Here is a 21498-nt window from a genome sequence, read left to right as displayed (position 1 = left end):
CGGCGGCGGCCCAGCAGGTCGGCGGTGCGGCCGCCGAGCAGCAGCAGGCCGCCGTAGCCGAGGACGTAGCCGTTGACGATCCACTGCAGGGAGGTGGTGGAGAGTCCGAGCTCGGTGCCGATGGACGGCAGCGCGACGCCCACCATCGACACGTCCAGCCCGTCGAGGAACAGCACGGCGCACAGCACCGCGAGCACGCCCCACAGCCTGGGGGTCCAGCTCTGCTCGACCGGCGCGTCCGGGGACGACGGCGTGCCGGTCGTGGACACAGGGGAGGTTTCGGTGATGGTCACGGGGCAGGACGATACATGCACATGCATTCAATGTCCAAGCATTAATTTCTCACGAATTTAATTCGCGTGCATCGGATGCCGGCGCCGGGTAGGATGCGCGGCATGGCTCCCCACCCCGGCCTGGTCGACCAGTGGCGATCCCTGGTGACCCGCTACAACACGGTCGCCTGCGCGCTCGACCGCGCGCTGCACGACGCCCACGGCCTGACCATGAGCGAGTTCGAGACCCTGGACCGCCTCGTCGAGGCCGGCTGCGAGCAGCGCCGCGTCCAGGAGATCGCCGCGGACATGTACCTCAGCCAGAGCGCCCTGTCCCGCACGATCGCCCGCCTGGAGAAGAGCGGGCTGGTCCAGCGCGGGATGTGCGAGTCCGACCGGCGCGGCGTCTTCGTCACCCTCACCGACGAGGGCCGCAGCCGGCACGCCGACGCCGTGGTCACCCACCGCGCGATCCTCGCCCAGCACCTGACCCCGGCGGCCGAAACGGCCGAACTCGTCACCTAGGCGGCATGTGGACGGGACGACCCGGCTCGACATCGGCGTCACCAGGGCCATGAAGATCGAGGCGGTGGCGCTCGCCGCAGGCCTCCTCCCGGCGTTCGGCTGGCTCGCGACCGCGCTCGGACGGGGCTTCGGCCCCGCCGGATGGACGATCGGGCTGATCGCGTTCGTCTTCGTCGCCGGACTGCTGATCACGGCCGTCCTCAGGACGTTCCGCTACCGGGTCTGGCTGGAGGGCGGCACGCTCGCCGTCCAGCGGGCGTTCCGGATATGCCGGTTCGACCTCGCGAAGGCGGACGTCCACCTGCAATGGGCCGAGGCGCAGGACCATCCGTCCGGGCCGCAGACCGGCGTGATCGCGATGGTCGTCCGGGATCCGGGGCGCAGGCGCGGCTTCCGGGTGCGCCTGCTCGATTCGCGCAACCGGCGGATCCCGCCCGCCCAGTTCCTCGCCCTCGCGGACGCGATCGCCGAGCGGGACGGATCACCGCACGTCAGTGCGCTCAGCCTTCGTGAGGCGGCGTCCGCGGAGCCTTCCGCGGGGGCCTGACCGTCCGGCGGACGACGACCGCCGCCATCGCGACCAGCGCGACCGGCGTCAGCCAGAACGCCCACCGCTGGTCCAGGCTCATCAGCGCGCAGCCGGACAGCGCCACCGCGACGCCGGCCCCCACCACGCGGCTCTCCAGGACATCCCCCTTGCGGAACGTCCAGAACCCGGTGCCGAGCACGACCAGAACCCCGAGCGCGAGCGCGGCGAAGGCCGCCGCCATGATCTGGTTCATCGGTCGCCGCCCCCGATCGCCGGCCCGGACGGCCACAACGCGGCAAGGCCCGACGGCGTGAGCGGATCCCGGTAGGCGGCCTGGAGAACCGTCCGGTGCAGCTCCGGATCTCCCGCCTCGGCGAGACTCACGAACCAGTCGATACCCGCCGGATACGCCCACAGGTACGACCGCAGCCGCGGGTCCGCGCCCCGGTCGCTCAGCAGGTCGGCGATCCCCGCGTCCGACGTCCAGGGCAGGTCGCGCCTCGCCCGCTCGGCCACTTCCTCAACGGACACACCGTCGTTCAACGCCACGTGCAGCCCGCCCCGGACGAGCTGGTTGTAATGCTCGAACCGGACGCGCGTCCGCAGCATCGGGTCGTCCGGCGCGGCGAACAGCGGCAACGCCTGCGCCAGCCCCTCCAGCAGGACCTGGTGCGGCGCGTGGACGGACATCAGCCGCACCCACGGCACGTCCTCAGCCGCACAGCGCGCCGACCAACTGGCGCTCTGCAGCCCGTGCCCGAGCACCTCATGCAACGCGAACTGCCTGGCCGCGACCTCGCTGAACGCGATGTTGCGCAGATTGAGCCGCAGCCGGACGCGGCTTCCCGCGCCATCCAGCCAGTAGGCCCAGTAGGCATCGACGTCGGCGGGCTCGATGCGCAGCTCGAACGGCGCGTCACTCCCGGTGAGCCCGCGCACGACGCCCTCGAACTCGTCGGCCGCGGCCCTGATCGCGTCCGGTGCGTCCGCATTCGGGACGTCTCCCTCGACGGCCCGCAGCTCGCGCGCGCTGCCCGGCCCCCACGAGACACCGACCTCGGCGAGCGCCTCCCGGGCAAGGTCACGTCGATGCGCGATGTACTCGTCCGTCCAGCCGAGCGCCTCACACCCCTGCGTGGCCCGGACGTACTCCCCCAGCGGCAGCCGCTCCCCCAGCAACGCCCCGGCATAAGCGATATCGGCGTCCAGCCGCGAGGCCGTCCATCCGGACGCCCCGTCCCGCAGCTCCAGCAACCGGGTCCGAAGCGTGAGCCGGTCCCCGACCGGCTCATCCCCGTCGGCGGACGGCGCGCAGTCGAAGTCGATGATCTCCGGAGCCCCGCGCGACACCTCGTACTCGTGCCAGCCCCGAAGAAGCGCCTCGACCTCGTCCCGCAACCCGTCCACCGAACGAGGCTATCGACAACCCGATCCCACCCGTCCCGCCGAGACCCGCCCGGACGCTGTGCGCCCTCATCGGCGGCCGCCTCCCGAGCGGCCACGGTTCCGGCCAGATCAGGCCGTCATGACCGCAAAAGAGAAGAAGCCTCGGGTTGCGAGTGATGTCAGCATTCCCCTGATACCAGTGCGCCTGAGCTGTCACGCGCCGCACATCCAGAAGAGGAGCGACCCATGTCCCGATCACTCATCTCCCGGATCGGCCCGCGCAAGAGCATCGCCGTCCTCGCCTCGGCCGGCGCCCTGGCCACCGCGGGCACCCTCGCGTTCGGCGGCCCCTCCAACGCCGACACCGCCGTGCCCGGCAAGTCGATCCAGTGCAGCAACGCCACGCTGAAGGGGCACTACATCTTCGGCGCCAACGGCACGTCGGTGCCCGCGAGCGGCGAGAGCGTCCCGATCTCCACGGGCGGCCTCGACTACTTCGACGGCAAGGGCGGCGGGACCGGCATCGCCACCTTCGTGGTGAAGAGCGCGCTGGTGAACGACCACACCCCGATCACGCTCTCCTACAACATCAAGAGCGACTGCAGCGGCAAGGCGTCGTTCCACCTGGGCGACAGCTCGGCGAACTTCAACGTGTACGCCGACCCCTCAGGGGCCTCGTTCGTCCTGGTCGCCATCGACCCGGGCAACGTGCTCGCGGGCACCGAGACCCGAGTGAGCCGCTAACCCCACGGCCCTTTTCGCCGGGAACCACGACGTCAGGGGCGCCGAGGCGTTCACCCGGAGGGGCCTGTTAGCAAGGGCGTAAGCAGAAGGCCCCCTTCCGAAGATCGGAAGGGGGCCTCTACCTGCGAGCCGCCTATCGGAATCGAACCGATGACCTATTCATTACGAGTGAATCGCTCTGCCGACTGAGCTAAGGCGGCGTGCCGTAGAGGAGTCTAGCGCCTTCTCGGGGGTGTGTGGGAATCAGTGGCAGACGGTGCCCTTCTTGGGCGGGGTTCCGGTGACGAGGTAGTCGTCGGTCGCCGCGGTGATACAGCTGTTGCCCTGGAGGTAGGCCGTGTGGCCGTCGCCGTCGAGGGTGAGGAGCTCGCCCGAGGAGAGCTGGGACGCCAGGCCCTGGGCCCACTTGTAGGGGGTGGCCGGGTCGCGGAGGGTGCCGATGACCAGGATCGGCGGGGCGCCCTTGGCGGTGATCGCCTGCGGCTTCCGCTTCGTCTGGACGGCCCAGTAGACGCAGGGCAGGCCGCCCCAGACGACGAAGGGGCCGAAGCGGGGCGCCACCTTGGCGGCCTGGTCGGCGGCCTTCTTGTAGGTCGGGACGTCCGGCGGGTTGGGCTTGTCCACGCAGTTGACGGCCATGTTGGCGTCGGTCTGGTTGCTGTAGGAGCCGTCCTGCTTGCGCTCGACCATCTGGTCGGCGAGGGCGAGCAGGAGGGTGCCGTCGCCGCGGGTGAGGGCCGCGGAGAGGCCCTGGCGGAGGAACGGCCAGGTCTCCTTGGCGTAGAGGGCGGTCGCGATGCCCATGGTCGCCCAGGATTCGGTGACCTGGCGGGAGTCGCGGGTGTTGCGGAGCGGGGTCCGGTCGGTCTGGCGGAGCAGCTCGCCGACCTTGGCGACGGCGGCGTCCTGGTCGGTGCCGATCGGGCAGTCGCCCTGCTTGACGCAGTCGGCGGCGAAGGCGCGCAGGGCGGTCTCGAAGCCCTTGGCCTGCTCGACGAGCATGTCGGTGGACGAGGTGCGCGGGTCGATCGCGCCGTCCAGGACGAGGGAACGGATCTTCGTCGGGAACTGGCTCGCGTACTCGGCGCCCAGGTAGGTGCCGTAGGACGCGCCGTAGTACGACAGCTTCTGGTCGCCCAGGGCGGCGCGGATCACGTCCATGTCGTGGGCGGCGTCGGGAGTGCCGACGTAGGGCAGCTCGCGGCCCGCCTTGGTCCGGCAGGCGTCGGCGAACTGCTTGCTCTCGGCCGCCAGGGTGTTCACTTCCCGCGGGTCGTCCGGGGACGCGTCGGTGGCGAAGAAGCGGTCGAGCTGGGGCCCGGTCATGCAGCGGACGGGCGAGCTCCCGCCCACGCCGCGCGGGTCGAAGCCGACGATGTCGAAGCGGCGGCGGAGTTTGTCGCCGAAGGCGCGCCCCGTCTGCCGGACGAACTCCACACCGGAACCGCCCGGACCGCCCGGGTTGGTGAGCAACGACCCGATGCGCTGCCCCTTGTCCTCGGCGGGCATCCGGATCAGCGCCAGGCTGATCTGCCCCTGGGACGGCTTGGCGTAGTTGAGCGGCACCTTGACGTTCGTGCACTCCATGCCGCCGCCGCAGGACGTCCAGTGCGGTTTCTGGGAGTAGAAGGCCTCGAGCCCGGGCGGGGCCTCGTGCGGGGACGCCGCCGCGCCGCCGTGTTTCCCTCCGTCGCATCCGGTGGCGATCGTCAGCGTCAGCGCGGCCAGCGCGCTCGTCCACCTCGCTGCCCGCACCTGATCACCCCGTCGTCGCGGCTTGTACACCGCCGCCCACGCTACGGGGCCGGGCACCCCTGGGGCCAGCCTCGTCCCGGTGAAATAGCGGGCGGTGTCACGCTGTTGCGCGAGTCATGAGCGCACAGGACGGGCAGCGGACGCGGGTACGCATGGAGCAGAGCGGCAGGCGGGTGCGGGCGTTTCTGGACGGGCACGTGGTGGCGGACACGCTCCGTCCGGTGCTGGTCTGGGAGGGCACGCACTTCCTGGCCTACTACATCCCGGTCGAGGACATCCGCGCCGAACTGGTCGAGGACGGGCCGGGACGGCGGTCGCCGAGCCGGGGCGACGCCACGTCGTACACCGTCCGGGCCGGGAACGCCGAGGCGAAGGGCGCGGCGATCCGCTACAAGGACTCCCCGGTCGAGGAGCTGCGCGGCCTCGTCCGGCTGGACTGGGACGCCATGGACGCCTGGTTCGAGGAGGACCAGGAGGTCTTCGTCCATCCGCGCAGCCCGTACCACCGGGTGGACATCCTGCCCAGCTCGCGGCGGGTCCGGGTGGAGGTGGACGGGGTGACGGTCGCCGAGTCCGGCAGCCCGCGCCTGCTGTTCGAGACCGGGCTTCCGGTCCGGTACTACCTGCCGAAGACGCATGTCCGGATGGACCTGCTCGAGCACACCGACACCGCGACCGGCTGCCCGTACAAGGGGACGGCCGAGTACTGGTCGGTCCGTGCCGGCGACACCGTCCACAAGGACGTCGTCTGGTCGTACCCCACGCCGCTGCCCGAGAGCCGGGACATCGCGGGGCTCGTCAGCTTCTACAACGAGAAGGTCGACATCTACGTGGACGGCGTCCTGCAGGAGCGTCCGTAGCGTCCCGGCCGGGGTGTCAGGAGCGGGCGGACGTCCAGGCGGGGCTGTCGAGGAAGTGGTTGTCGAACCGCTCCTGCGAGTCGATCAGCTCCTGCAGGACGTCCTCGCCGCCGCCGAGCCGGTCGAGCAGGCGGAAGTAGTCGAACCGCCGGACGCCCGGCGTGATGATGATCAGGATGTCGGCGTCCCGGCCGGGCAGCGCGCCGAACGCGTGCGCGGTGTTCGGCGGGACGACGACCGTGTCACCCTCCTCCGCGGTCAGGATCTCGTCCCCGCAGAGGATCTGCGCCGCGCCGCCGAGGATGTGGAAGAACTCGCTGGCGGTGCGGTGGTGGTGCGGTGTCGCGCCGTTCGCGCCGTCGGCGAGGATGATCCGCTGACTGCTGAGCGCGCCGCCGGTCGCGTCGGCGTCCACGATCAGGCGGCCGGACGACGGCGGGCGGCCGATCGCCTCGGCCTCGCCGGCCCGGACGACGACCGGCTCGTGCTCCGGGACGAACGTCATCGGACTCTCCTCATCCGGTGGTCCCCTCCTCCGCCGCCCCAGCCTGCCGCTCCTCGGAGCCGTGCGCCGCGTCATGGCGTTCGACCAGGTCAGCGGGCGTGGCGCGGCGTTCCCCAGCACCGGACGGCGTGACCTGCGGGCCGCCGGACGGCACGGCGGCCCCAGCGTCGGACGGCCCCGCCGGGCGTTCGTCCGTGCCGTACGCCTCGTCGTGCTGACGGCGCGGGGAGCAGACCGACGCGGACGGGCAGGAGCACCGGCCGCCGCTCGTCAGCCGGACCGTGACGGTGTCGGACGGAACGTTCCGGCCGACGACCTGGCCGCTGCCTTCGGGCGTCTCGACGCGGGAGCCGAGCCTTGGCATCCGCTCGTGCGCCTGCACGTAGAGCGGGTGCTCGTACTTGAGGCAGCACATGAGGCGTCCGCAGGCGCCCGCGATGCGGAGCGGGTTGACCGGAAGGTCCTGCTCCTTCGCCATGCGGACGGACACGGGCTCGAAGTCCTTCAGGAAGGTGGCGCAGCACAGGTCGCGTCCGCAGGGGCCGATCCCGCCCTGGAGCCGCGCCTCGTCGCGCGGCCCGACCTGGCGCAGCTCCACCCGGGCGCGGATGTTGCGGGCCAGGTCGCGGACCAGCGCCCGGAAGTCCACCCGGTGCGGCGCGGAGAAGTAGATCTTGAAGACGTTGTCGGTGTCGAGGTAGTCCACCCCGATCACCTTCATCGGCAGCTCGTGCTTGCGGATCAGCCGCTTGGCGATCGCCCGCCCCTCGGCGCGGCGGCGGCGGTTCGCGTCGTCCCGGGACAGGTGCTCCTCGCCCGCGAGCCCGGCGCACACGGGCAGCCCGCCGATCTCCTCCGACACCCACTGCGGCGCCCACACGCACTCGGCGACCTCGGGCCCGGCGTCCGTCGGGACGAGCACGCGGTCTCCGACCTTGGGCTCGTGGGGGCCGGGGTCGAGGTAGTAGAGCCGTCCGTATCGGGTGAAGCTGACGGCCATCACCATGCCCACGGTTTCGCTCCGTTCGCCCGGTTCCGTGCCTCACACCCTATGCCGTCCGCACCTCATCCGGTGTGAGAGGTATCACCCGAGTGCATCCGCGCCCCGCTCTCGGGACGGGTCACCAGGCGACGTCGGAGAGGTCTCCGCCGGGGACGGGCGTCCGGGCGTCCGGGCCGAAAAGGCTGCCGTCGTCGCTGGAGAGCAGCAGGTGGCCGCCGGAACTGTCGGCGTCGAGGCCGCGGACGCCGGCCTTGCCGGGTCGCTCCCAGAGGACGCTCCCGGGCCGTCCGGTCGCGGTGGAGTACTGCTGCAGCGCCACCCGGGTGGGCGACTCGACGCCGGCCACGATCGTCCGGCCGTCGGGGCTCAGGACGGCGGCCTCGGTGCCCGCGGGCAGCCGCAGCACCGGCTTGCTGAGCTTCAGATCACCGGCCGGGCCGGCCGTGTTCAGCGTCCTGACCTGCGGCGCTGCCGTCGAGGCGGCCGCCGGGCGGCGGGCGCCCGCGCGCGGCTGCGGGCTCCACAGGAAGGACAGGGTGTTACCCGCCCACGAGAGGCTGCCGATCCGGGCCGCGGACTTCGTCTTCCAGGTCTTGGTCGTCCCGGTCCGGGTGGACAGGACGTCCAGCCTGCCCACGGTCCCGTTCCGGTAGGTGACGTAGGCGATCGTCGCGCCGTCCGGAGTGACCGCCATGTCCGAGAACGCGGTGGACACGCCCTTGACGACCGCGCGCGGAACGGCGGTGAACGTCGAGGGCCGGCCGTCCTTGCCGAGGTTGAGCCGGTGGAACATGACCTGGCGGGAGGCGTAGGACGCCACGACGTAGGAGTCCCCCGGCCCCGGGGCGATGCGCTGGAACCGGCGTCCCGCCGGGGCCGCCACCGGAAGGCCGACGTCGCGTCCGGACTTCACGTCCCGGACGACGAGCGCGTCCCCGCCCCGCCGCACGCCGACGACGAACCGCGGCTTGGCGTCGCCCTTCTTCGTCGCGGCCGTGGATCCGGCGTTCGTCGCGGCCTTCTTCTTGTGCGACCACGGGTGCCGGTGGACGGTGTCGACACCCGCCCCGATCACGAGCGCGCCGATCACGGCCACCCCGACCGGGACCGCGTTCCGCCAGGTCGCGCCTACCCGCGTCTCCGTCTTCCCGCCAGCCATCCGAACTCCGCCCGCCGCCTTCCGCGGCTTGGTCGACTGCACTTCTCCCTGCGACAAACGGCAATGATTACTGATTTGACGGATTCGCGCGACACTGAACGCTTCCTGAACGCCCTTCCTGCTCGAACCGGCCGAGGCGAGCGACAGCGGACGGCGGCGGGGCACGCAACGGGCGACGGGCGCGCAACGGGCGACGGGCGCGACGGCGGGCGCGCTGGCGGCCGACGCGGGAACCGGGCGGAGGCTCGCGTCAGCCGAGGGCCAGGGCGGCGCGAGCGGCTTCGACGGCGGACGTGCGGTACGACTCCCCGAACAGCGCCACGTGGACGAGCAGCGGGTGGAGCTGGTGGAGCGGGACGCGCTCGCGCCAGCCGTCCGCCAGGGGAAACGCCTCGTCGTAGGCCGCGAGGACGCGGCCCAGCTCGGGGCATCCGAACAGCGCGAGCATGGCGAGGTCGGTCTCCCGGTGGCCTCCGTGCGCGGCGGGATCGATCAGCATCGCGCCGCCGCCCGTCCACTGGACGTTGCCCGACCACAGGTCCCCGTGGATGCGCGAGGACGGCTCCGGCGGCCCGGCCAGCTCCTCGATCCCGTCCATGACCCGCTCGAACAGCCGGACGTCGGCCTGGCTCAGATGGCGGGCGGCCAGGCGGAGGAACGGCTCCAGCCGCCGCTGCGCGTACCAGCGGGGCCAGCCCTGGTCGTCCAGCGTGTTGTCGAGGGGGAGATCGGCGATGCAGCCGTCCCAGGGAGCGCCGAACGCGCCGGGCGAGTCGGCGTGCAGCTCGGCGAGCGCCCGGCCGAAACGCTCCGCGGCGTCCGCCGAGGGCCGCTCGGACGGCAGCCACGGCAGGACGAGCATGCGCTCGTCGGCCGCCACGACCTCCGGCACGGGCACCCCGCTCCCGGCCTCCCCCAGCCACCGCAGCCCCGCGGCCTCCGCCGCGAACACCCCTCCGGACCCTGCGTCGCCCGAGAGCGCCTTGACGAAGACCTCCCGCCCGTCCCGCAGGACGGCCCGGTGCAGCGTCCACGCGTGGCTGGCACCGAGGTCATGGACGCTCGCGACGCCTTCACCCAGCAACTTCTCGAGGTGCTCACGCATGGCCAGGGGCTCCCTCAGCGCTCTTTCAACCCGGCGCGGACCTCGTCCAGCAGACCGGGCATGGCGGCCTCGACCAGCTCCAGAACGTGGTCGAAGTCGGCCCGGCCGCCGTAGTACGGGTCCGGTACATCCAGATCGTTCCCGGCGGACGGGTCGAACTCACGGAGCAGGCGGATCTTCGCGGCGGACTCGCCGTCCGGCGCCATGCCGCGCAGCTCCGCGAGGTGCCCCTCGTCCAGGGCGATGATCAGGTCGTAGTGGTCGAACCAGTCGCGCTCGAACTGCCGCGCGATGTGGGCGGACGCGTATCCGGCCCGGCGCAGCGCCGCGACCGTCCGCGAGTCGGCGGCGTCCCCGGCGTGCCAGCCGCCCGTCCCCGAACTGTCCACCTCGACGTCCAGGCCCTCCTCGTCCACATGGTGGCGGAACACCGCCTCGGCGATCGGCGAGCGGCAGATGTTCCCGGTGCAGACGAACGTGACGCGATAAGACATGCCCCCATCCTGCCCGTCCGCCGGGAACGCAAGACCGTCCTGCCCCCAATACCTTGATCCACTAGGGGGCGGGGGCTCTACGCTGCGGGGACACACCGAAACCCCTCTGGAGGTCGACCCGCTCATGGAGTTCTTCTGCTACCACCGGGACCGGGCCGGCTCGCTGCCCCTGCGCAAGGCGCTCCTCGAGGAGCACTGGTCCTACATGGACCAGTTCGCGGAGAAGATGACCGCACGGGGCCCCGTCTTCGACGGCGAGGACGACGACGTCCTCTACGGCAGCGTCCACATCCTGGGCATGCCCGACCCGGCCGCCGCCCGCGCGTTCGCCTTCGACGAGCCCTGCTACCAGGCCGGCGCGTACCGCGACGTCCTGCTGCGCCGCTGGCACGACCTGCTGGGCCGCACCATGTGGGACTTCCCCGGCGACCGGGACGGGAACTTCTTCGTCGTCCTCGGCCTCGGCGAGGGCGAGCCCGCCGACCTGGACCTCCCCTCCAACAAGGAGGACCTCGTCGCTTACGGCTCCCTCTACTCCGACGACGACACCGCCTGGCTGGGCACCGCCGTCCTGCTCCGAGCCACCGACAAGGCCGCCGCCCGCGCCGTCCTCACCGCCGACCGCTACGCCGACATCGAGGTCCACGCCTGGACCTTCGGCGGCCGCCGCTGACCACTCAACCGCCAGCGCGGAGGCCCTCAACCGCTGACGCGAAGGCCCTCAGCCGCTGACGCGCAGGACCTCTGACCGCTCAACCTCTGGCGCGGAAGGCCTCAACCGGTGGCGCAGGGCCTCAACCGACGGTGCGCAGGGCCGCGCAGGGCCTCAACCTCTCGTGCGGAGGGCCGCACAGGGCCTCAACCGGGGTGGTGCGGAGGGCCTCAGCCAGTGGTGTGCACGGCCTCAACCGGCGGTGCGCAGGGCCTCAACCGGCCCTCCGCAGGGCCTCAGCCGGTTGTGCGGAGGGCCAGGGTCAGGGACTCGACGGCGAGGAGGGGGTTCACGTTGGCGTCCAGGCGGTCGCGGCAGGCCATGATCGCGTCGAGGCGGCGCAGCGTGGACTCCGGGGTGCTGTTGCCCGCGGTCGCGCGGAGCTCGGGATCGAGCTCGGTGTTGACCAGGTCGCTGGACGCGCCCAGCTGGAGGGTCAGGACGTCGCGGTAGTAGGAGGCGAGGTCGAGCAGGGCCCGGTCCAAGGCGTCGCGCTTGAGGCGGGTGGCCCGGGACTTCTGCTTGTCCTCCAGGTCCTTCAGGGCTCCGGCGGTGCCGCGCGGCATGCGGCCCTTGGCGCTCTCGCCGAGGGCTTGGCGGAGCGCGGACGTCTCGGACTCGTTGAGCTCCTCGGTGGTCGCCTTCGCCTCCGCCTCGGCGGCCTTGACGAGCGCCTCCGCGGCCATGACGGCTGGGCCCACGCCGGTCAGGCGGCGCGGGATCGCCAGGACCTCCGCGCGGCGCTTGCGGGCCTCGGGGTCGGTGGCGAGGCGCCGGGCACGGCTGATGTGGCCCTGGGCGGCGCGCGCCGCGATCTCGGCCGTCGCCGGGTCGATCCCGTCCCGCCGCACCAGGACGTCGGTGACGGCCGCGACCGGAGGCGTGCGCAGGGTGACCACGCGGCAGCGTGACCGGATGGTCATGAGCATGTCCTCGGGGGACGGCGTGCACAGCAGCCACACCGTCCGCGGCGGGGGTTCCTCGATCGCCTTCAGCAGCGCGTTGGCGGCGGCCTCGGTGGCGCGGTCGGCGTCCTCGAACAGGACGACCTGCCAGCGCCCCACGCTCGGCGACGACGAGGCCCGCAGCACCAGCTCGCGGGTCTCCTTCACGCCGTAGGAGAGCCCGGACGGGCGGATGATCTCGACGTCCGCGTGGGTGCCCTGGAGCACCTGGTGGCAGGACGCGCAGTGCCCGCAGCCGCGCGGCGTCTCGACGCACTGCAACGCGGCCGCGAACGCCCGCGCGGCGGCCGAGCGCCCCGAACCGGGCGGACCGGTGAACAGCCAGGCGTGCGCCATCTTGCCGCCGCCCGCCGCCCGTCCCGCGCCGGACGACGACCCATCGGACGCCGCCACGGCCGACCGCAGCTGCGCGGTCACCGGCTCCTGCCCCACCAGGTCGTCCCACACGCTCATGCAGAGAAGGCTACGGCCTCACCTCCCCTCACGGCGCCGTCCCCGTCCATGCCCTCCCCACCACCCTGCCCGGCCTCACGGGACCGCCGCGAAGTTACCCACAGGTTGTGGATAACCACCCGGGGATGCGACACCTCCGGTCAATCCCTCCCGGACCTCGGATCTCGGGGGGGACGACAACGGGACCGGCCGCTCGGCGGACCCGGCCAAGCCGACGACGCCACGAGCCCAAGCGCCGCGCCAGAAGGGCTGACCGAAGAAAACAAGACCCAGCGAACAGCACAGAGGCCGAACCGCACGGCGGCCGAGCCACACGAAGAAGCGACCCGGCCGGAGAGCGGCCGAGACGGGGCAGGGCGGGGGCGCGCGGGGGGTGGGGTCAGTCGGTGATGGCGGGGAAGGTGCTGGTGGCGTCCTCGGTGGAGGCGGGGACGGGGTCGGGGAGGATGTCGCGGATTCGGTCCTGGATCTCGCGGCGGATCTCCGTCTCCGGACGGCTCGCGTCCAGGACGAGGTAGCGCTCCGGCTCGGCCTCGGCGAGAGCCCGGAAGCCGGACAGGACGCGCTCGTGGAACTCGCGGGGCTCGGACTCGATCCGGTCGGCGGGGCTGGAGAGCCGGTTCAGGCCCTTCTCCGGCGGCAGTTCGAGCAGGACGGTCAGGTCCGGGACCAGGCCGCCGGTGCCCCAGGCGTTCACCGCCGCGATCTCCTCGACCGGCTGCTGGCGGCCGAAGCCCTGGTAGGCCAGGGTCGAGTCGACATAGCGGTCGCTGACGACGATCGCGCCCCGGTCCAGGGCGGGACGGATCACGTTCGCGACGTGGTCGGCGCGGTCGGCGGCGTAAAGGAGGGTCTCGGCGCGCGACGACAGGCCGGTGGTCTCCCTGTCCAGCAGGAGGGCGCGCAGCCGCATGCCCGTCTTGGTCGCGCCGGGCTCGCGCGTGGTGACGACCTCGTAGCCGTGGTCGCGCAGCCAGATCGCCGCGAGCCGGGACTGGGTGGTCTTGCCCGCGCCCTCGCCGCCCTCGAAGACGATGAAGACGCCGCGCTCGTGCGTCCGGCGCGGGGTGGCCGCCTCGGAGGCGGCGGACGGCGGGACGTACACCTCGCCGCGCAGCGCCGCCGCGAGGTCCGGGACGAGCGGGACACCGGTCCGCTCATCCAGCAGGCGGTAGGCGATCAGGCCCGCGACCAGCGCGATCACGGCGACGATCAGCAGCGCGGCGGACGAGCCGGGGAAGTCGCGCCCGACGTGCCGGACGCCGATCGCGCCCGCGCCGAGCGGGACGGCGACGGCCGCGATGACCAGCGCCAGCGCGGTTCCCGTGCGGACGCGCAGCGGGTTGTCGGTGACGACGGCCGCGGCGGACGCCCACGCGATCCCGGCGGCGACGCCGAGGAAGCCGGCGACGAACACGACGACGACCAGGTTCAGCGAGACCGCGATCACGGCCAGGAGCAGCGCGGACGCGGTCGAGGAGAGGCCGAGCAGGCGGCGCCGGCTGAACGGGCCCAGCATCCGCGGCCCGGCGAACGCGCCCGACGCCACGCCGACGGCGAGCGCGCCCAGGATCATCCCGTAGCCGGGGTCGCCGCCGTCCAGGGCGTGCGCGTGGACGCGGGCGACGGCCACCACCGCGCCCACAGGCAGCGCGGACGCGGCGACCGCGAACCGCAGTCCCCGGATTCCGGACGGTCCGAGGCGCCGGAACAACGCGACCGGAGCGCCCGGAACCGGCCCGTCCGCGCCCGGGAGCCCGCTGACGAGGGAGGTCACGATCGCTGCCAGCGCGAAGACGACGGCCGCCACGTACAGCGCGAGGTGCACGCGGTCCGAGGCGTTCAGCAGCTGGTCCGCGATCAGCGCCGTCAGGACGAACGCGAGCGCGGCCGCAGGCGCGACCCCGAAGACGGTCCGGGCCATCCGGCGGGCCGCGACGTCCGCGTCCGCCGATTCCGGCGCGTCGGCCGCGACGGGAAGGTCCGCCCGGGTCCGCCCGTCACTGACCTCGTACGCCTGCGTCCGGCCTGCCCCCTCGAACGCGTGCGGCTGCCCCCCGGCCTCATGCGCGAGGGGCTGCCCGGCAGTTCCAAATGCGTGGGTCTGGTCACTGGCCGCAGGAGCGCCGATCTCATAAGCACCTGCGGCATGCGCGCCGCTCTCGTGCGCGCGCGAACCGGCCGCCCGGCTGCGTCCCCCGGCCTCGTGCGCGCGCGCCGCCTCACCGGAGACCGGCCAGGCGAGCGCCCGCGCGGACGACGATGCCGCCGCCCCCCACAGGACGCCCAGGAAGGAGACCAGGACCGTCGCCACGGACGTCCACACCAGCGGACGCAGCGACGAGATCAGCAGATCGGCCATCGGCACCGACAGGATCAGGACCGCCCGCAGCGCGTCCGCGACCAGCAGCGTCGAGCGCCGGTCGAGGCGGGCCGCCAGCGTGGCCGCGGCCCCCGGAAGCAGCAGCACCGGAAGCAGCCACAGCACCAGGACGATCTCGACCGCGCGGGCGCGCCCGGCGAACGAGGCGTCGGTCGCCGTGGCGAACCCCATCGCGGTGAGCGCGGGCAGCGTCATCCAGTGGCCGAGCCCTGAGAGGCCCAGCGCCGTTCGGAGCCGCCGGAACGCCATCGGCGGGGCCCCGACCGCGTCACCGCTGGTCGCGGGCCCCGCCGGACGAGCTGACGTGGCGGCCCCCGACCGCGGCGACGAGACGGCATCCGACGACCGGGGAACACGCGAACTGCTCATAGCGGTCAGGGTATCGGCGCGTCCATCCTCACGAGCTCGACTTGGCCGACGAACGCTTCCGCGGCGTGGCGGCCTTCTTGGCGGCCGTCTTCTTGGCGGCGGGCTTCTTGGCCGGGGCGGCCTTCTTCTTCCCGCCGCCCGCCGCGACCTTCTCGCGCCGCTCGGCGAGCAGCTCGGCGGCGCGCTGGATGGTGATCGACTCCACCTCGTCGCCCTTGCGCAGCGACGCGTTGGTCTCGCCGTCGGTCACGTACGGGCCGAACCGGCCCTCCTTGACCACCACCGGCTTGCCGCTGGCCGGGTCGTCGCCGAGCTCGCGCAGCGGCGCGGCGGCCGCCGCGCGGCCCCGGCCCCGCTGCTTCGGCTGGGCGAACAGCTCCTTGGCCTGCTCCAGCGTGACCGTGAACAGCTCGTCCTCGGAGCCGAGCGACCGGCTGTCGGTGCCCTTCTTGAGGTACGGGCCGAACTTGCCGTTCTGCGCGGTGACCGGCTCGCCGTCCAGCTCGCCGAGGGTGCGCGGGAGCGACAGCAGCCGCAGCGCGTCCTCGAGCGTGATCGTGTCGAGCGACATCGTCTTGAACAGCGACGACGTGCGCGGCTTCGGCGCGTCCGCCGCCTTCTTGGTGCGCTTCTTCTTCTCGCCGTCCGCGGCGGCGGCCGGGGCCGGCGGCTCCGGGATGACCTCGGTGACGTACGGCCCGAACCGCCCCGACTTGGCGATGACCGTGTGCCCGGTCTCCGGGTCGGTGCCGAGCTCGCGGTCGCCGGACGGCTGCGCGAACAGCTCCTCGGCCTTCTCCGCGGTCAGCTCGTCGGGCGCGATGTCCTCCGGGATGTTGACGCGCGCGCCGTCGCGGTCGAGGTACGGCCCGTACCGGCCGACCCGGATCACGATGTCGGTGCCCTTGATCGGGAAGGACGAGATGCCCTTGGCGTCGATGTCGCCGATGTCGCCGACCAGCTCCTTCAGGCCCTCGCCGCCCTGCTCGCCGTCCCCGAAGTAGAACCGGGTGAGCCAGCGGACCCGCTCGGCCTCGCCGCGCGCGATCTCGTCGAGACCGTCCTCCATGTGCGCGGTGAAGTCGTAGTCGACCAGGTTGCCGAAGTGCTGCTCCAGCAGGTTGACCACGGCGAACGCCAGGAAGGACGGCACCAGCGCGGTGCCCTTCTTGAACACGTAGCCGCGGTCGAGGATCGTTCCGATGATCGAGGCGTAGGTGGACGGCCGCCCGATCTCGCGGTCCTCCAGCTCCTTGACCAGCGACGCCTCGGTGTAGCGGGCGGGCGGACGGGTCGAGTGGCCCTCGGCGTCCATCTCCCGCGCCGTCAGCGGGTCGCCCTGGTCGAGGTTCGGCAGCCGCCGCTCCTGGTCGTCCCGGTCGGTGGACGGGTCGTCCGCGCCCTCGACGTAGGCCTTCAGGAAGCCGTGGAAGGTGATCGTCTTGCCGGACGCGCCGAACTCGGCGACCTCGTTCGCGGTGGACGTGCCGGTCACCCGGATCGACACCGACTGGCCCGCCGCGTCCTTCATCTGGGAGGCGATCGTGCGCTTCCAGATCAGCTCGTACAGCCGGAACTGGTCGCCGGCCAGGCCGGTCTCACCGGGCGTCCGGAAACTGTCACCGGCCGGGCGGATCGCCTCGTGCGCCTCCTGCGCGTTCTTGACCTTGGAGGTGTAGACGCGCGGACGGTCCGGGACGTACTCGCCGCCGAACAGCGTCGCGGCCTGCCGCCGGGCGGCGCCGATCGCGGTCTCCGACAGCGTGATCGAGTCGGTTCGCATGTAGGTGATGAAGCCGTTCTCGTACAGCTTCTGGGCGACCGACATCGTGTACTTGGCGGAGAAGCCCAGCTTGCGGCTGGCCTCCTGCTGCAGCGTCGTCGTCCGGAACGGCGGGTACGGCTTGCGCGTGTACGGCTTGGACTCGACCGACCTGACCTCGAAGGGCCGTCCGGTGAGCCGCCCCGCCAGGCCGCGCGCCGCCTCCTCGTCCAGGTGCAGGGCGTCGCGGGTCTTCAGCCGCCCGTCGGACGCGAAGTCGCGGCCCTGCGCGACCCGCTTGCCGTCCAGGCCGACGAGGCCGGCCTTGAACGCGCGCGGCTCGGCGTCCCGGCCGGTGTCGAACACGGCCTGGATGTCCCAGTAGTGCGCGGAGACGAACGCGATGCGCTCCCGCTCCCGCTCCACGACCAGCCGCGTCGCCACGGACTGCACCCGGCCCGCCGACAGCTTCGGCATGACCTTCTTCCACAGGACCGGGCTGACCTCGTAGCCGTACAGCCGGTCCAGGATGCGCCGGGTCTCCTGGGCGTCGACCAGGCGCAGGTTCAGCTCGCGAGGGTTCGCCGCGGCCTGCCGGATCGCGTCCCTGGTGATCTCGTTGAAGGTCATCCGGTGCACCGGGACCTTCGGCTTGAGGACCTCCTGGAGGTGCCAGGCGATCGCCTCGCCCTCCCGGTCCTCGTCCGTCGCGAGGAAGAGCTCGTCGGCCTCCTCCAGCAACTTCTTCAGCTTGGCGACCTGTGCGCGCTTGTCGGAGTTGACCACGTACAGCGGCTCGAACTCGTGCTCGACGTTCACGCCGAGCTTGGCCCAGGCCTCGTTCTTGTACTTGGCCGGCACCTCGGAGGCGCTCCCGGGAAGGTCCCGGATATGGCCGATACTGGACTCCACGACGTAGCCCCGGCCCAGGTACCCGGCGATCGTCTTCGCCTTCGCAGGCGACTCGACGATCACCAGGCGGGTGCCGCCATCGGCCCCGGACCGGCCACCCTTCGCAGTGCCGTTCTTGGCTGGCACAGTCGCTCCAACCTCGCTGTCTGGTCTCTACTCACCGCCGCTGCGGCGCCTTCGCCACAACGCTTCCCGACGACGCTCTCATGCCCGAGGGACCCCGCCGCCCCTCGCCCGCCGTGAAACTCCCACAGGATGACACGTCGCCGCGGGGGCCGCGGACCGGCCCGCCACCGTAGCCGCGCCGCGTCCGCGCCGTGGCAGCCGCCGCGGGTCCGCCCGCCGGAGACCGGCGGGTCATAATGAGAGGCAATGGTGGAGTACACCTACCTCGTCCTTCGACTGCCGCGCGGCACCACCCGTGACACCGCCCGGCAGATCCTCACCGAGCACGCGGAACACGGCGGCTGGGAACTCGACCGGCTGCGTCTTTATCCCGACGGTAGCCGCCGGATCCAACTGCGCCGCAAAATCATCCGCCAGGTCCGCACCTTCTAGGCGGCCGGGCCGCCGCTCGCGCGGCCGTCCGGGCGGCCCGCCCTCCGGCGCCACACCCTTTGGCTCCCTCTGCGTACTCCGTCCGGAGCGTAGCACTAAGTACGAATCCTTTGACGCCCGGTAATCATAATCGCGTCCGCCCCTCTCCGACGCGCTTCCCGGCCCCGTGGCCCGTCCCCGGGTCCGGCCGCCGGTTCGGTCGTCGGTCCACTCGCCGGCTCGGCCGGCGGTTCTTCCGGTCGCTCATCCGGTCCACCCGATCGTTCGGTCGTGTTCGTGGTCGTCGGGCCGCTCGGGACGCCTCGTCGCGTCCGCCCTACCCGGACGGTGTGTCCCGGTACCGCGACGGCAAAACCGCCCGTCCGCGACAGCCCGCTCCCCACCGGGACGGTCTCCCCACCTGACGGCAGGCCCTTCCGGACCGGGCGCGGACGGCCGATGAGCAGGACGTTTCTTGAACAGGGCTTTGCCCGCCCCAGACCGCGCCTCCGGGACGGGCAAAGCGTCAAAGGTGTCCGGGACGGGCCGCTTCTCCGAGATTGCGCACCTCGGGAAGCGGCCCGTCCGGACGCGGTCGCGGGCGGGAGATCACCCCCTGCAACCCGCCCACGACCGGGTCGGCCGGCGACCGCTCAGCCGCGGCCGCGAAGGCGGAACCGCCGCCCCAGGGTCAGCACGCCGGACAGCGCGGTCAGCAGCGCGGCGGCGCCCAGCACCAGGGTCGAGTCCGAGTGCGTGCCGCTGGTGAGGGACTCCTCGGCGGCTATCGGCTTGGCGCGGGCCAGGTCCTTGGCGGGAACCAGGTCCTTCGCAGGCAGCAGGTTCTTGACAGGCACCAGGTTCTTGACAGGGACGAGGTTCTTGACGGGCACGAGGCCCTTGGCGGGGACGAGACCCTGAACCGGCGCCAGCCCCTTGCTCTGCGAGAGGCCCTTGCCCTCGGTGATGCCCTTGAGGGGCAGCAGGTCGGTCCCCTGCGTGAGGCCCTTGACCGGGGCCTTGTCCGTCACACCGCCGACCTGCGGCGTGTTGAGCTTGCCGGAGACGGGCAGCGCGTCCATGCCGGGAACCTTCATCCCGGTCAGCTGGGAGAGGGGGCCGCTCGGCGCCCCGGTGCCGCGGGCAGCGGACGGGATGCCCATGCCCGGCAGCCCGACCGGAGCGGTGGGCAGGCCGCGGGTGAGCGCGCCGACCTGCGGAACGCCCAGCCCGGACGGCCCACCGACGCCCGAGGGGACGGACGACATCCGCGCCGCGTTCAGCGGCAGCCGCGCGGGCAGCCCACTGGGAATGAGCGGAAGCCGGCCCGGCTGAAGGGGCAGCTGCGAAAGGCCGGGAAGGCCCGGCACCGGACCACCCGCGTTACGGGTGCGGCTCCGCGACAGCGGCGTGCCGAGGGACGCCGGGGCGGCGGGCACCCGCGGCATCCCCTGAACCGCCGGCAGCCCGGCCTTGGCGGGCAGCGTCGAGGCGGGCAGCGTCGAGGCGGTGGGCAGGCCGGGCACGGACGGCAGGGTCCGCAGGGCCGACACCCCGGACGTCGCGGGCAGCTTCGGCAGACCCGGCACGCTGACCGGCCCGGACGGGTCGGTCAGGCCCGACGCGGCGGGCAGCTTGGGCAGCCCCGGGAGCTGCGTCAGGCCCGAAACCGCGGGCGGCTTCGGCAGGCCGCCCGGCGTGGCCGGGAGCGGAAGGCTCGACACTACGGGAAGCTGCGAGGCACCCGGCTTCCCAGGGGCCTTCGCCAGGTCGGACGCGCCCGGAACAGCCGGGAGCTTCGGCAGGACGGGCAGGCCCGACGCCGGGTTGATCGGCAGCGTCCGCGTGCCGAGGCCCTGGAGGCCGAACAGGTTCGCCGGGACGGCCCCGGGCCGACGCGCGTCGCTGTTCGTGCGGGCGTACGGGGCGTAGCCGCCACGCGCGCCGGGTCCCCGCGAACCGAGCACCTTGGACGTGCCGTGGCATCCGGCGGTCGCCTCACCCAGCACGGCCACGGCGTTCCCGCAGACCTCCACAGGGGCGCTGATCGGCAGGTTCACCTGGTTGCCCGCCAGCACCCCGCCCTTCCCGGACGTCCGCTGGCCGCCGCCCGAGCTGCTGCGCACGTGCGCGCCGCCCGCGCATCCGGCGCCCGCCTGGCCGAGGACGCCGACCGAGTTCCCGCAGACGCTCACCGGCGCGGAGACCGGCGCGTTCACCTGGTTCCCGCCCAGGACACTGTGCTCGCCGTCGGTGATCTGCCGGCCCGACCCGTGTCCGCCGTTGCGGACGGACGCGCCGCCCTCGCAGTGCGCGATCGCGTTCCCGATGCTGTTGCCGCAGATGCTGACGGGCGCGCTGACCGGGGCGTCCACCTGGTTGCCCCCGCCGACGCTGGACCTGCCGGACGTCCTCTGCCCGGTGCCCGTGTGGCCGCCGTTCTTGACGACCGCGCCGCCCTTGCACCCGGCGACCGCCTCACCCAGCACGGCCACCGCGTTGCCGCAGACGTCGATCGGCGCGGACACCGGCGCGTGCGCCTGGTTCCCGGCGAGGACGCCGCCCTCGCCGCTGGTCCGCTGCCCGTCCGCGCCTCCGTTGTGGACGAACGCGCCGCCCTCGCACTTGGCGCCCGCCTGGCCGAGGACCGCGACGGCGTTGCCGCAGGCGTCCACGGGGAGGGAGATCGGCGCGTCCACCTGGTTCCCGGATCCGACACCGTGCTCCCCGGACGTGGTCTGGCCGCCCCCGCCCGGCCCACCACGCCCGCCACCGGGCCGCCCGTGCTCTCCGCCCGGCCGCCCGTGGCCCCCGTGCTCACCGTGGCCGCCGTGGCCAGGACGCCCGTGCCCGCCGTGCTCACCGTGCTCGGTGTGGCCGCCGCCGGGCCTGCCGTGGCCGCCGTCGTGTCCGTGGTGGCCCCGTCCCGGCTTACCGTGCCCGCCGTGGCCGTGGCCGCCGTGCTCGCCGTGGCCGCCGTGGCCGTGGCCGGGCTTGCCGCCGTGGCCGTGGCCGGGCTTGCCGCCGTGGTGGTGGCCGCCGTCCGGGCCGTTGTGGACGATCGCGCC

19 protein-coding genes and 1 tRNA gene are annotated in these 21498 nt (G+C 72.9%); 6 read left to right on the top strand and 14 right to left on the bottom strand.

The annotated features are described in order from the left end of the window. On the bottom strand, positions 1-293 hold a 293-nt coding region (locus AB0J52_RS04760; RefSeq protein ID WP_500180202.1), incomplete at its 3' end, for an MFS transporter. Positions 294-395: 102 nt separating this feature from the next. Between AB0J52_RS04760 and AB0J52_RS04755 the strand changes: the two genes are divergently transcribed. Next, entirely contained in the window at positions 396-797 is a 402-nt protein-coding gene (locus AB0J52_RS04755) for a MarR family transcriptional regulator (RefSeq protein WP_500180201.1), read from the top strand. A 7-nt stretch (positions 798-804) separates the two neighbouring features. Then, positions 805-1344 (top strand): hypothetical protein, encoded by a 540-nt coding sequence (locus AB0J52_RS04750; RefSeq protein WP_500180200.1) that lies wholly within the window; start codon positions 805-807, stop codon positions 1342-1344. On the opposite strand, the gene AB0J52_RS04745 is transcribed toward AB0J52_RS04750, so the two are convergent. Both AB0J52_RS04745 and AB0J52_RS04740 read right to left on the bottom strand, forming a co-directional pair. Continuing rightward, a complete protein-coding gene (locus AB0J52_RS04745) occupies positions 1298-1579 on the bottom strand; it encodes a hypothetical protein (RefSeq protein ID WP_500180199.1) in 282 nt (93 codons plus the stop codon). The two genes, AB0J52_RS04750 and AB0J52_RS04745, sit on opposite strands and share 47 nt — an antisense overlap. After that, positions 1576-2733 (bottom strand): hypothetical protein, encoded by a 1158-nt coding sequence (locus AB0J52_RS04740; RefSeq protein ID WP_500180198.1) that lies wholly within the window; start codon positions 2731-2733, stop codon positions 1576-1578. The genes AB0J52_RS04745 and AB0J52_RS04740 overlap by 4 nt, the downstream gene beginning before the upstream one ends. Before the next feature lie 225 nt (positions 2734-2958). Here AB0J52_RS04740 and AB0J52_RS04735 point away from each other — a divergent pair, with 225 nt between their 5' ends. Then, complete coding sequence (locus AB0J52_RS04735; protein ID WP_500180197.1) at positions 2959-3456, top strand: hypothetical protein; 498 nt, start codon at positions 2959-2961, stop codon at positions 3454-3456. A gap of 127 nt (positions 3457-3583) precedes the next feature. Here AB0J52_RS04735 and AB0J52_RS04730 read toward each other — a convergent pair. Next, a tRNA-Thr gene (locus AB0J52_RS04730) sits at positions 3584-3656 on the bottom strand. A gap of 43 nt (positions 3657-3699) precedes the next feature. Then, entirely contained in the window at positions 3700-5211 is a 1512-nt protein-coding gene (locus tag AB0J52_RS04725) for an alpha/beta hydrolase (protein WP_500180196.1), read from the bottom strand. A 116-nt stretch (positions 5212-5327) separates the two neighbouring features. Here AB0J52_RS04725 and AB0J52_RS04720 point away from each other — a divergent pair, with 116 nt between their 5' ends. Beyond that, positions 5328-6071 carry a DUF427 domain-containing protein gene (locus tag AB0J52_RS04720; protein ID WP_500180195.1) on the top strand — a complete coding sequence of 248 codons (744 nt, stop codon included), beginning with the start codon at positions 5328-5330 and terminating at the stop codon, positions 6069-6071. A 16-nt stretch (positions 6072-6087) separates the two neighbouring features. Here the strand turns inward: AB0J52_RS04720 and AB0J52_RS04715 are convergent, their stop codons facing one another. The 5 genes from AB0J52_RS04715 to AB0J52_RS04695 all read right to left on the bottom strand — a co-directional run bounded on the left by AB0J52_RS04715 (position 6088) and on the right by AB0J52_RS04695 (position 10337). After that, the gene (locus tag AB0J52_RS04715) at positions 6088-6576 is read right to left on the bottom strand and encodes a cupin domain-containing protein (protein ID WP_500180194.1); all 489 of its coding nucleotides are present in this window, start codon (positions 6574-6576) and stop codon (positions 6088-6090) included. A gap of 10 nt (positions 6577-6586) precedes the next feature. Then, complete coding sequence (locus tag AB0J52_RS04710; RefSeq protein ID WP_500180203.1) at positions 6587-7582, bottom strand: PSP1 domain-containing protein; 996 nt, start codon at positions 7580-7582, stop codon at positions 6587-6589. A 115-nt stretch (positions 7583-7697) separates the two neighbouring features. Further along, entirely contained in the window at positions 7698-8738 is a 1041-nt protein-coding gene (locus tag AB0J52_RS04705) for a hypothetical protein (RefSeq protein ID WP_500180193.1), read from the bottom strand. Between the two features lie 250 nt (positions 8739-8988). Further along, a complete protein-coding gene (locus tag AB0J52_RS04700) occupies positions 8989-9843 on the bottom strand; it encodes a fructosamine kinase family protein (RefSeq protein WP_500180192.1) in 855 nt (284 codons plus the stop codon). Between the two features lie 14 nt (positions 9844-9857). Continuing rightward, complete coding sequence (locus tag AB0J52_RS04695) at positions 9858-10337, bottom strand: low molecular weight protein-tyrosine-phosphatase (RefSeq protein WP_500180191.1); 480 nt, start codon at positions 10335-10337, stop codon at positions 9858-9860. Between the two features lie 124 nt (positions 10338-10461). On the opposite strand from AB0J52_RS04695, the gene AB0J52_RS04690 reads away from it, so the two are divergent. Then, the gene (locus AB0J52_RS04690) at positions 10462-11010 is read left to right on the top strand and encodes a YciI family protein (RefSeq protein WP_500180190.1); all 549 of its coding nucleotides are present in this window, start codon (positions 10462-10464) and stop codon (positions 11008-11010) included. A gap of 275 nt (positions 11011-11285) precedes the next feature. On the opposite strand, the gene AB0J52_RS04685 is transcribed toward AB0J52_RS04690, so the two are convergent. From AB0J52_RS04685 to topA, 3 genes are all read right to left on the bottom strand, one after another. Next, positions 11286-12467 carry a DNA polymerase III subunit delta' gene (locus AB0J52_RS04685; RefSeq protein WP_500180189.1) on the bottom strand — a complete coding sequence of 394 codons (1182 nt, stop codon included), beginning with the start codon at positions 12465-12467 and terminating at the stop codon, positions 11286-11288. Positions 12468-12846: 379 nt separating this feature from the next. Then, positions 12847-15219, bottom strand: a complete 2373-nt coding sequence (gene tmk, locus AB0J52_RS04680; protein WP_500180188.1) for a dTMP kinase — start codon at positions 15217-15219, stop codon at positions 12847-12849. A gap of 28 nt (positions 15220-15247) precedes the next feature. Next, complete coding sequence (topA, locus tag AB0J52_RS04675; RefSeq protein ID WP_500180187.1) at positions 15248-18019, bottom strand: type I DNA topoisomerase; 2772 nt, start codon at positions 18017-18019, stop codon at positions 15248-15250. Between the two features lie 246 nt (positions 18020-18265). Here topA and AB0J52_RS04670 point away from each other — a divergent pair, with 246 nt between their 5' ends. Continuing rightward, the gene (locus tag AB0J52_RS04670) at positions 18266-18451 is read left to right on the top strand and encodes a DUF5703 family protein (RefSeq protein WP_026414121.1); all 186 of its coding nucleotides are present in this window, start codon (positions 18266-18268) and stop codon (positions 18449-18451) included. A gap of 632 nt (positions 18452-19083) precedes the next feature. Here AB0J52_RS04670 and AB0J52_RS04665 read toward each other — a convergent pair. Further along, on the bottom strand, positions 19084-21498 hold a 2415-nt coding region (locus AB0J52_RS04665), incomplete at its 5' end, for a chaplin family protein (RefSeq protein WP_500180186.1).

Source organism: Spirillospora sp. NPDC049652 (assembly GCF_040675125.1).
Classification (GTDB): domain Bacteria; phylum Actinomycetota; class Actinomycetes; order Streptosporangiales; family Streptosporangiaceae; genus Spirillospora.
The sequence above is the reverse complement of the archived record's forward strand: the minus strand, read 5'-3'. Positions and strand labels throughout refer to the sequence as shown.

Excerpts from the sequence above, each read along its gene's own strand:
- AB0J52_RS04755 (WP_500180201.1), top strand. The coding sequence starts at position 396 with ATGGCTCCCCACCCCGGCCTGGTCGACCAGTGGCGATCCCTGGTGACC.
- AB0J52_RS04745 (WP_500180199.1), bottom strand. The coding sequence starts at position 1,579 with ATGAACCAGATCATGGCGGCGGCCTTCGCCGCGCTCGCGCTCGGGGTT.
- AB0J52_RS04735 (WP_500180197.1), top strand. The coding sequence starts at position 2,959 with ATGTCCCGATCACTCATCTCCCGGATCGGCCCGCGCAAGAGCATCGCC.
- AB0J52_RS04720 (WP_500180195.1), top strand. The coding sequence starts at position 5,328 with ATGAGCGCACAGGACGGGCAGCGGACGCGGGTACGCATGGAGCAGAGC.
- AB0J52_RS04715 (WP_500180194.1), bottom strand. The coding sequence starts at position 6,576 with ATGACGTTCGTCCCGGAGCACGAGCCGGTCGTCGTCCGGGCCGGCGAG.
- AB0J52_RS04710 (WP_500180203.1), bottom strand. The coding sequence starts at position 7,582 with ATGGTGATGGCCGTCAGCTTCACCCGATACGGACGGCTCTACTACCTC.
- AB0J52_RS04705 (WP_500180193.1), bottom strand. The coding sequence starts at position 8,738 with ATGGCTGGCGGGAAGACGGAGACGCGGGTAGGCGCGACCTGGCGGAAC.
- AB0J52_RS04700 (WP_500180192.1), bottom strand. The coding sequence starts at position 9,843 with ATGCGTGAGCACCTCGAGAAGTTGCTGGGTGAAGGCGTCGCGAGCGTC.
- AB0J52_RS04695 (WP_500180191.1), bottom strand. The coding sequence starts at position 10,337 with ATGTCTTATCGCGTCACGTTCGTCTGCACCGGGAACATCTGCCGCTCG.
- AB0J52_RS04690 (WP_500180190.1), top strand. The coding sequence starts at position 10,462 with ATGGAGTTCTTCTGCTACCACCGGGACCGGGCCGGCTCGCTGCCCCTG.
- AB0J52_RS04685 (WP_500180189.1), bottom strand. The coding sequence starts at position 12,467 with ATGAGCGTGTGGGACGACCTGGTGGGGCAGGAGCCGGTGACCGCGCAG.
- tmk (WP_500180188.1), bottom strand. The coding sequence starts at position 15,219 with ATGAGCAGTTCGCGTGTTCCCCGGTCGTCGGATGCCGTCTCGTCGCCG.
- AB0J52_RS04670 (WP_026414121.1), top strand. The coding sequence starts at position 18,266 with ATGGTGGAGTACACCTACCTCGTCCTTCGACTGCCGCGCGGCACCACC.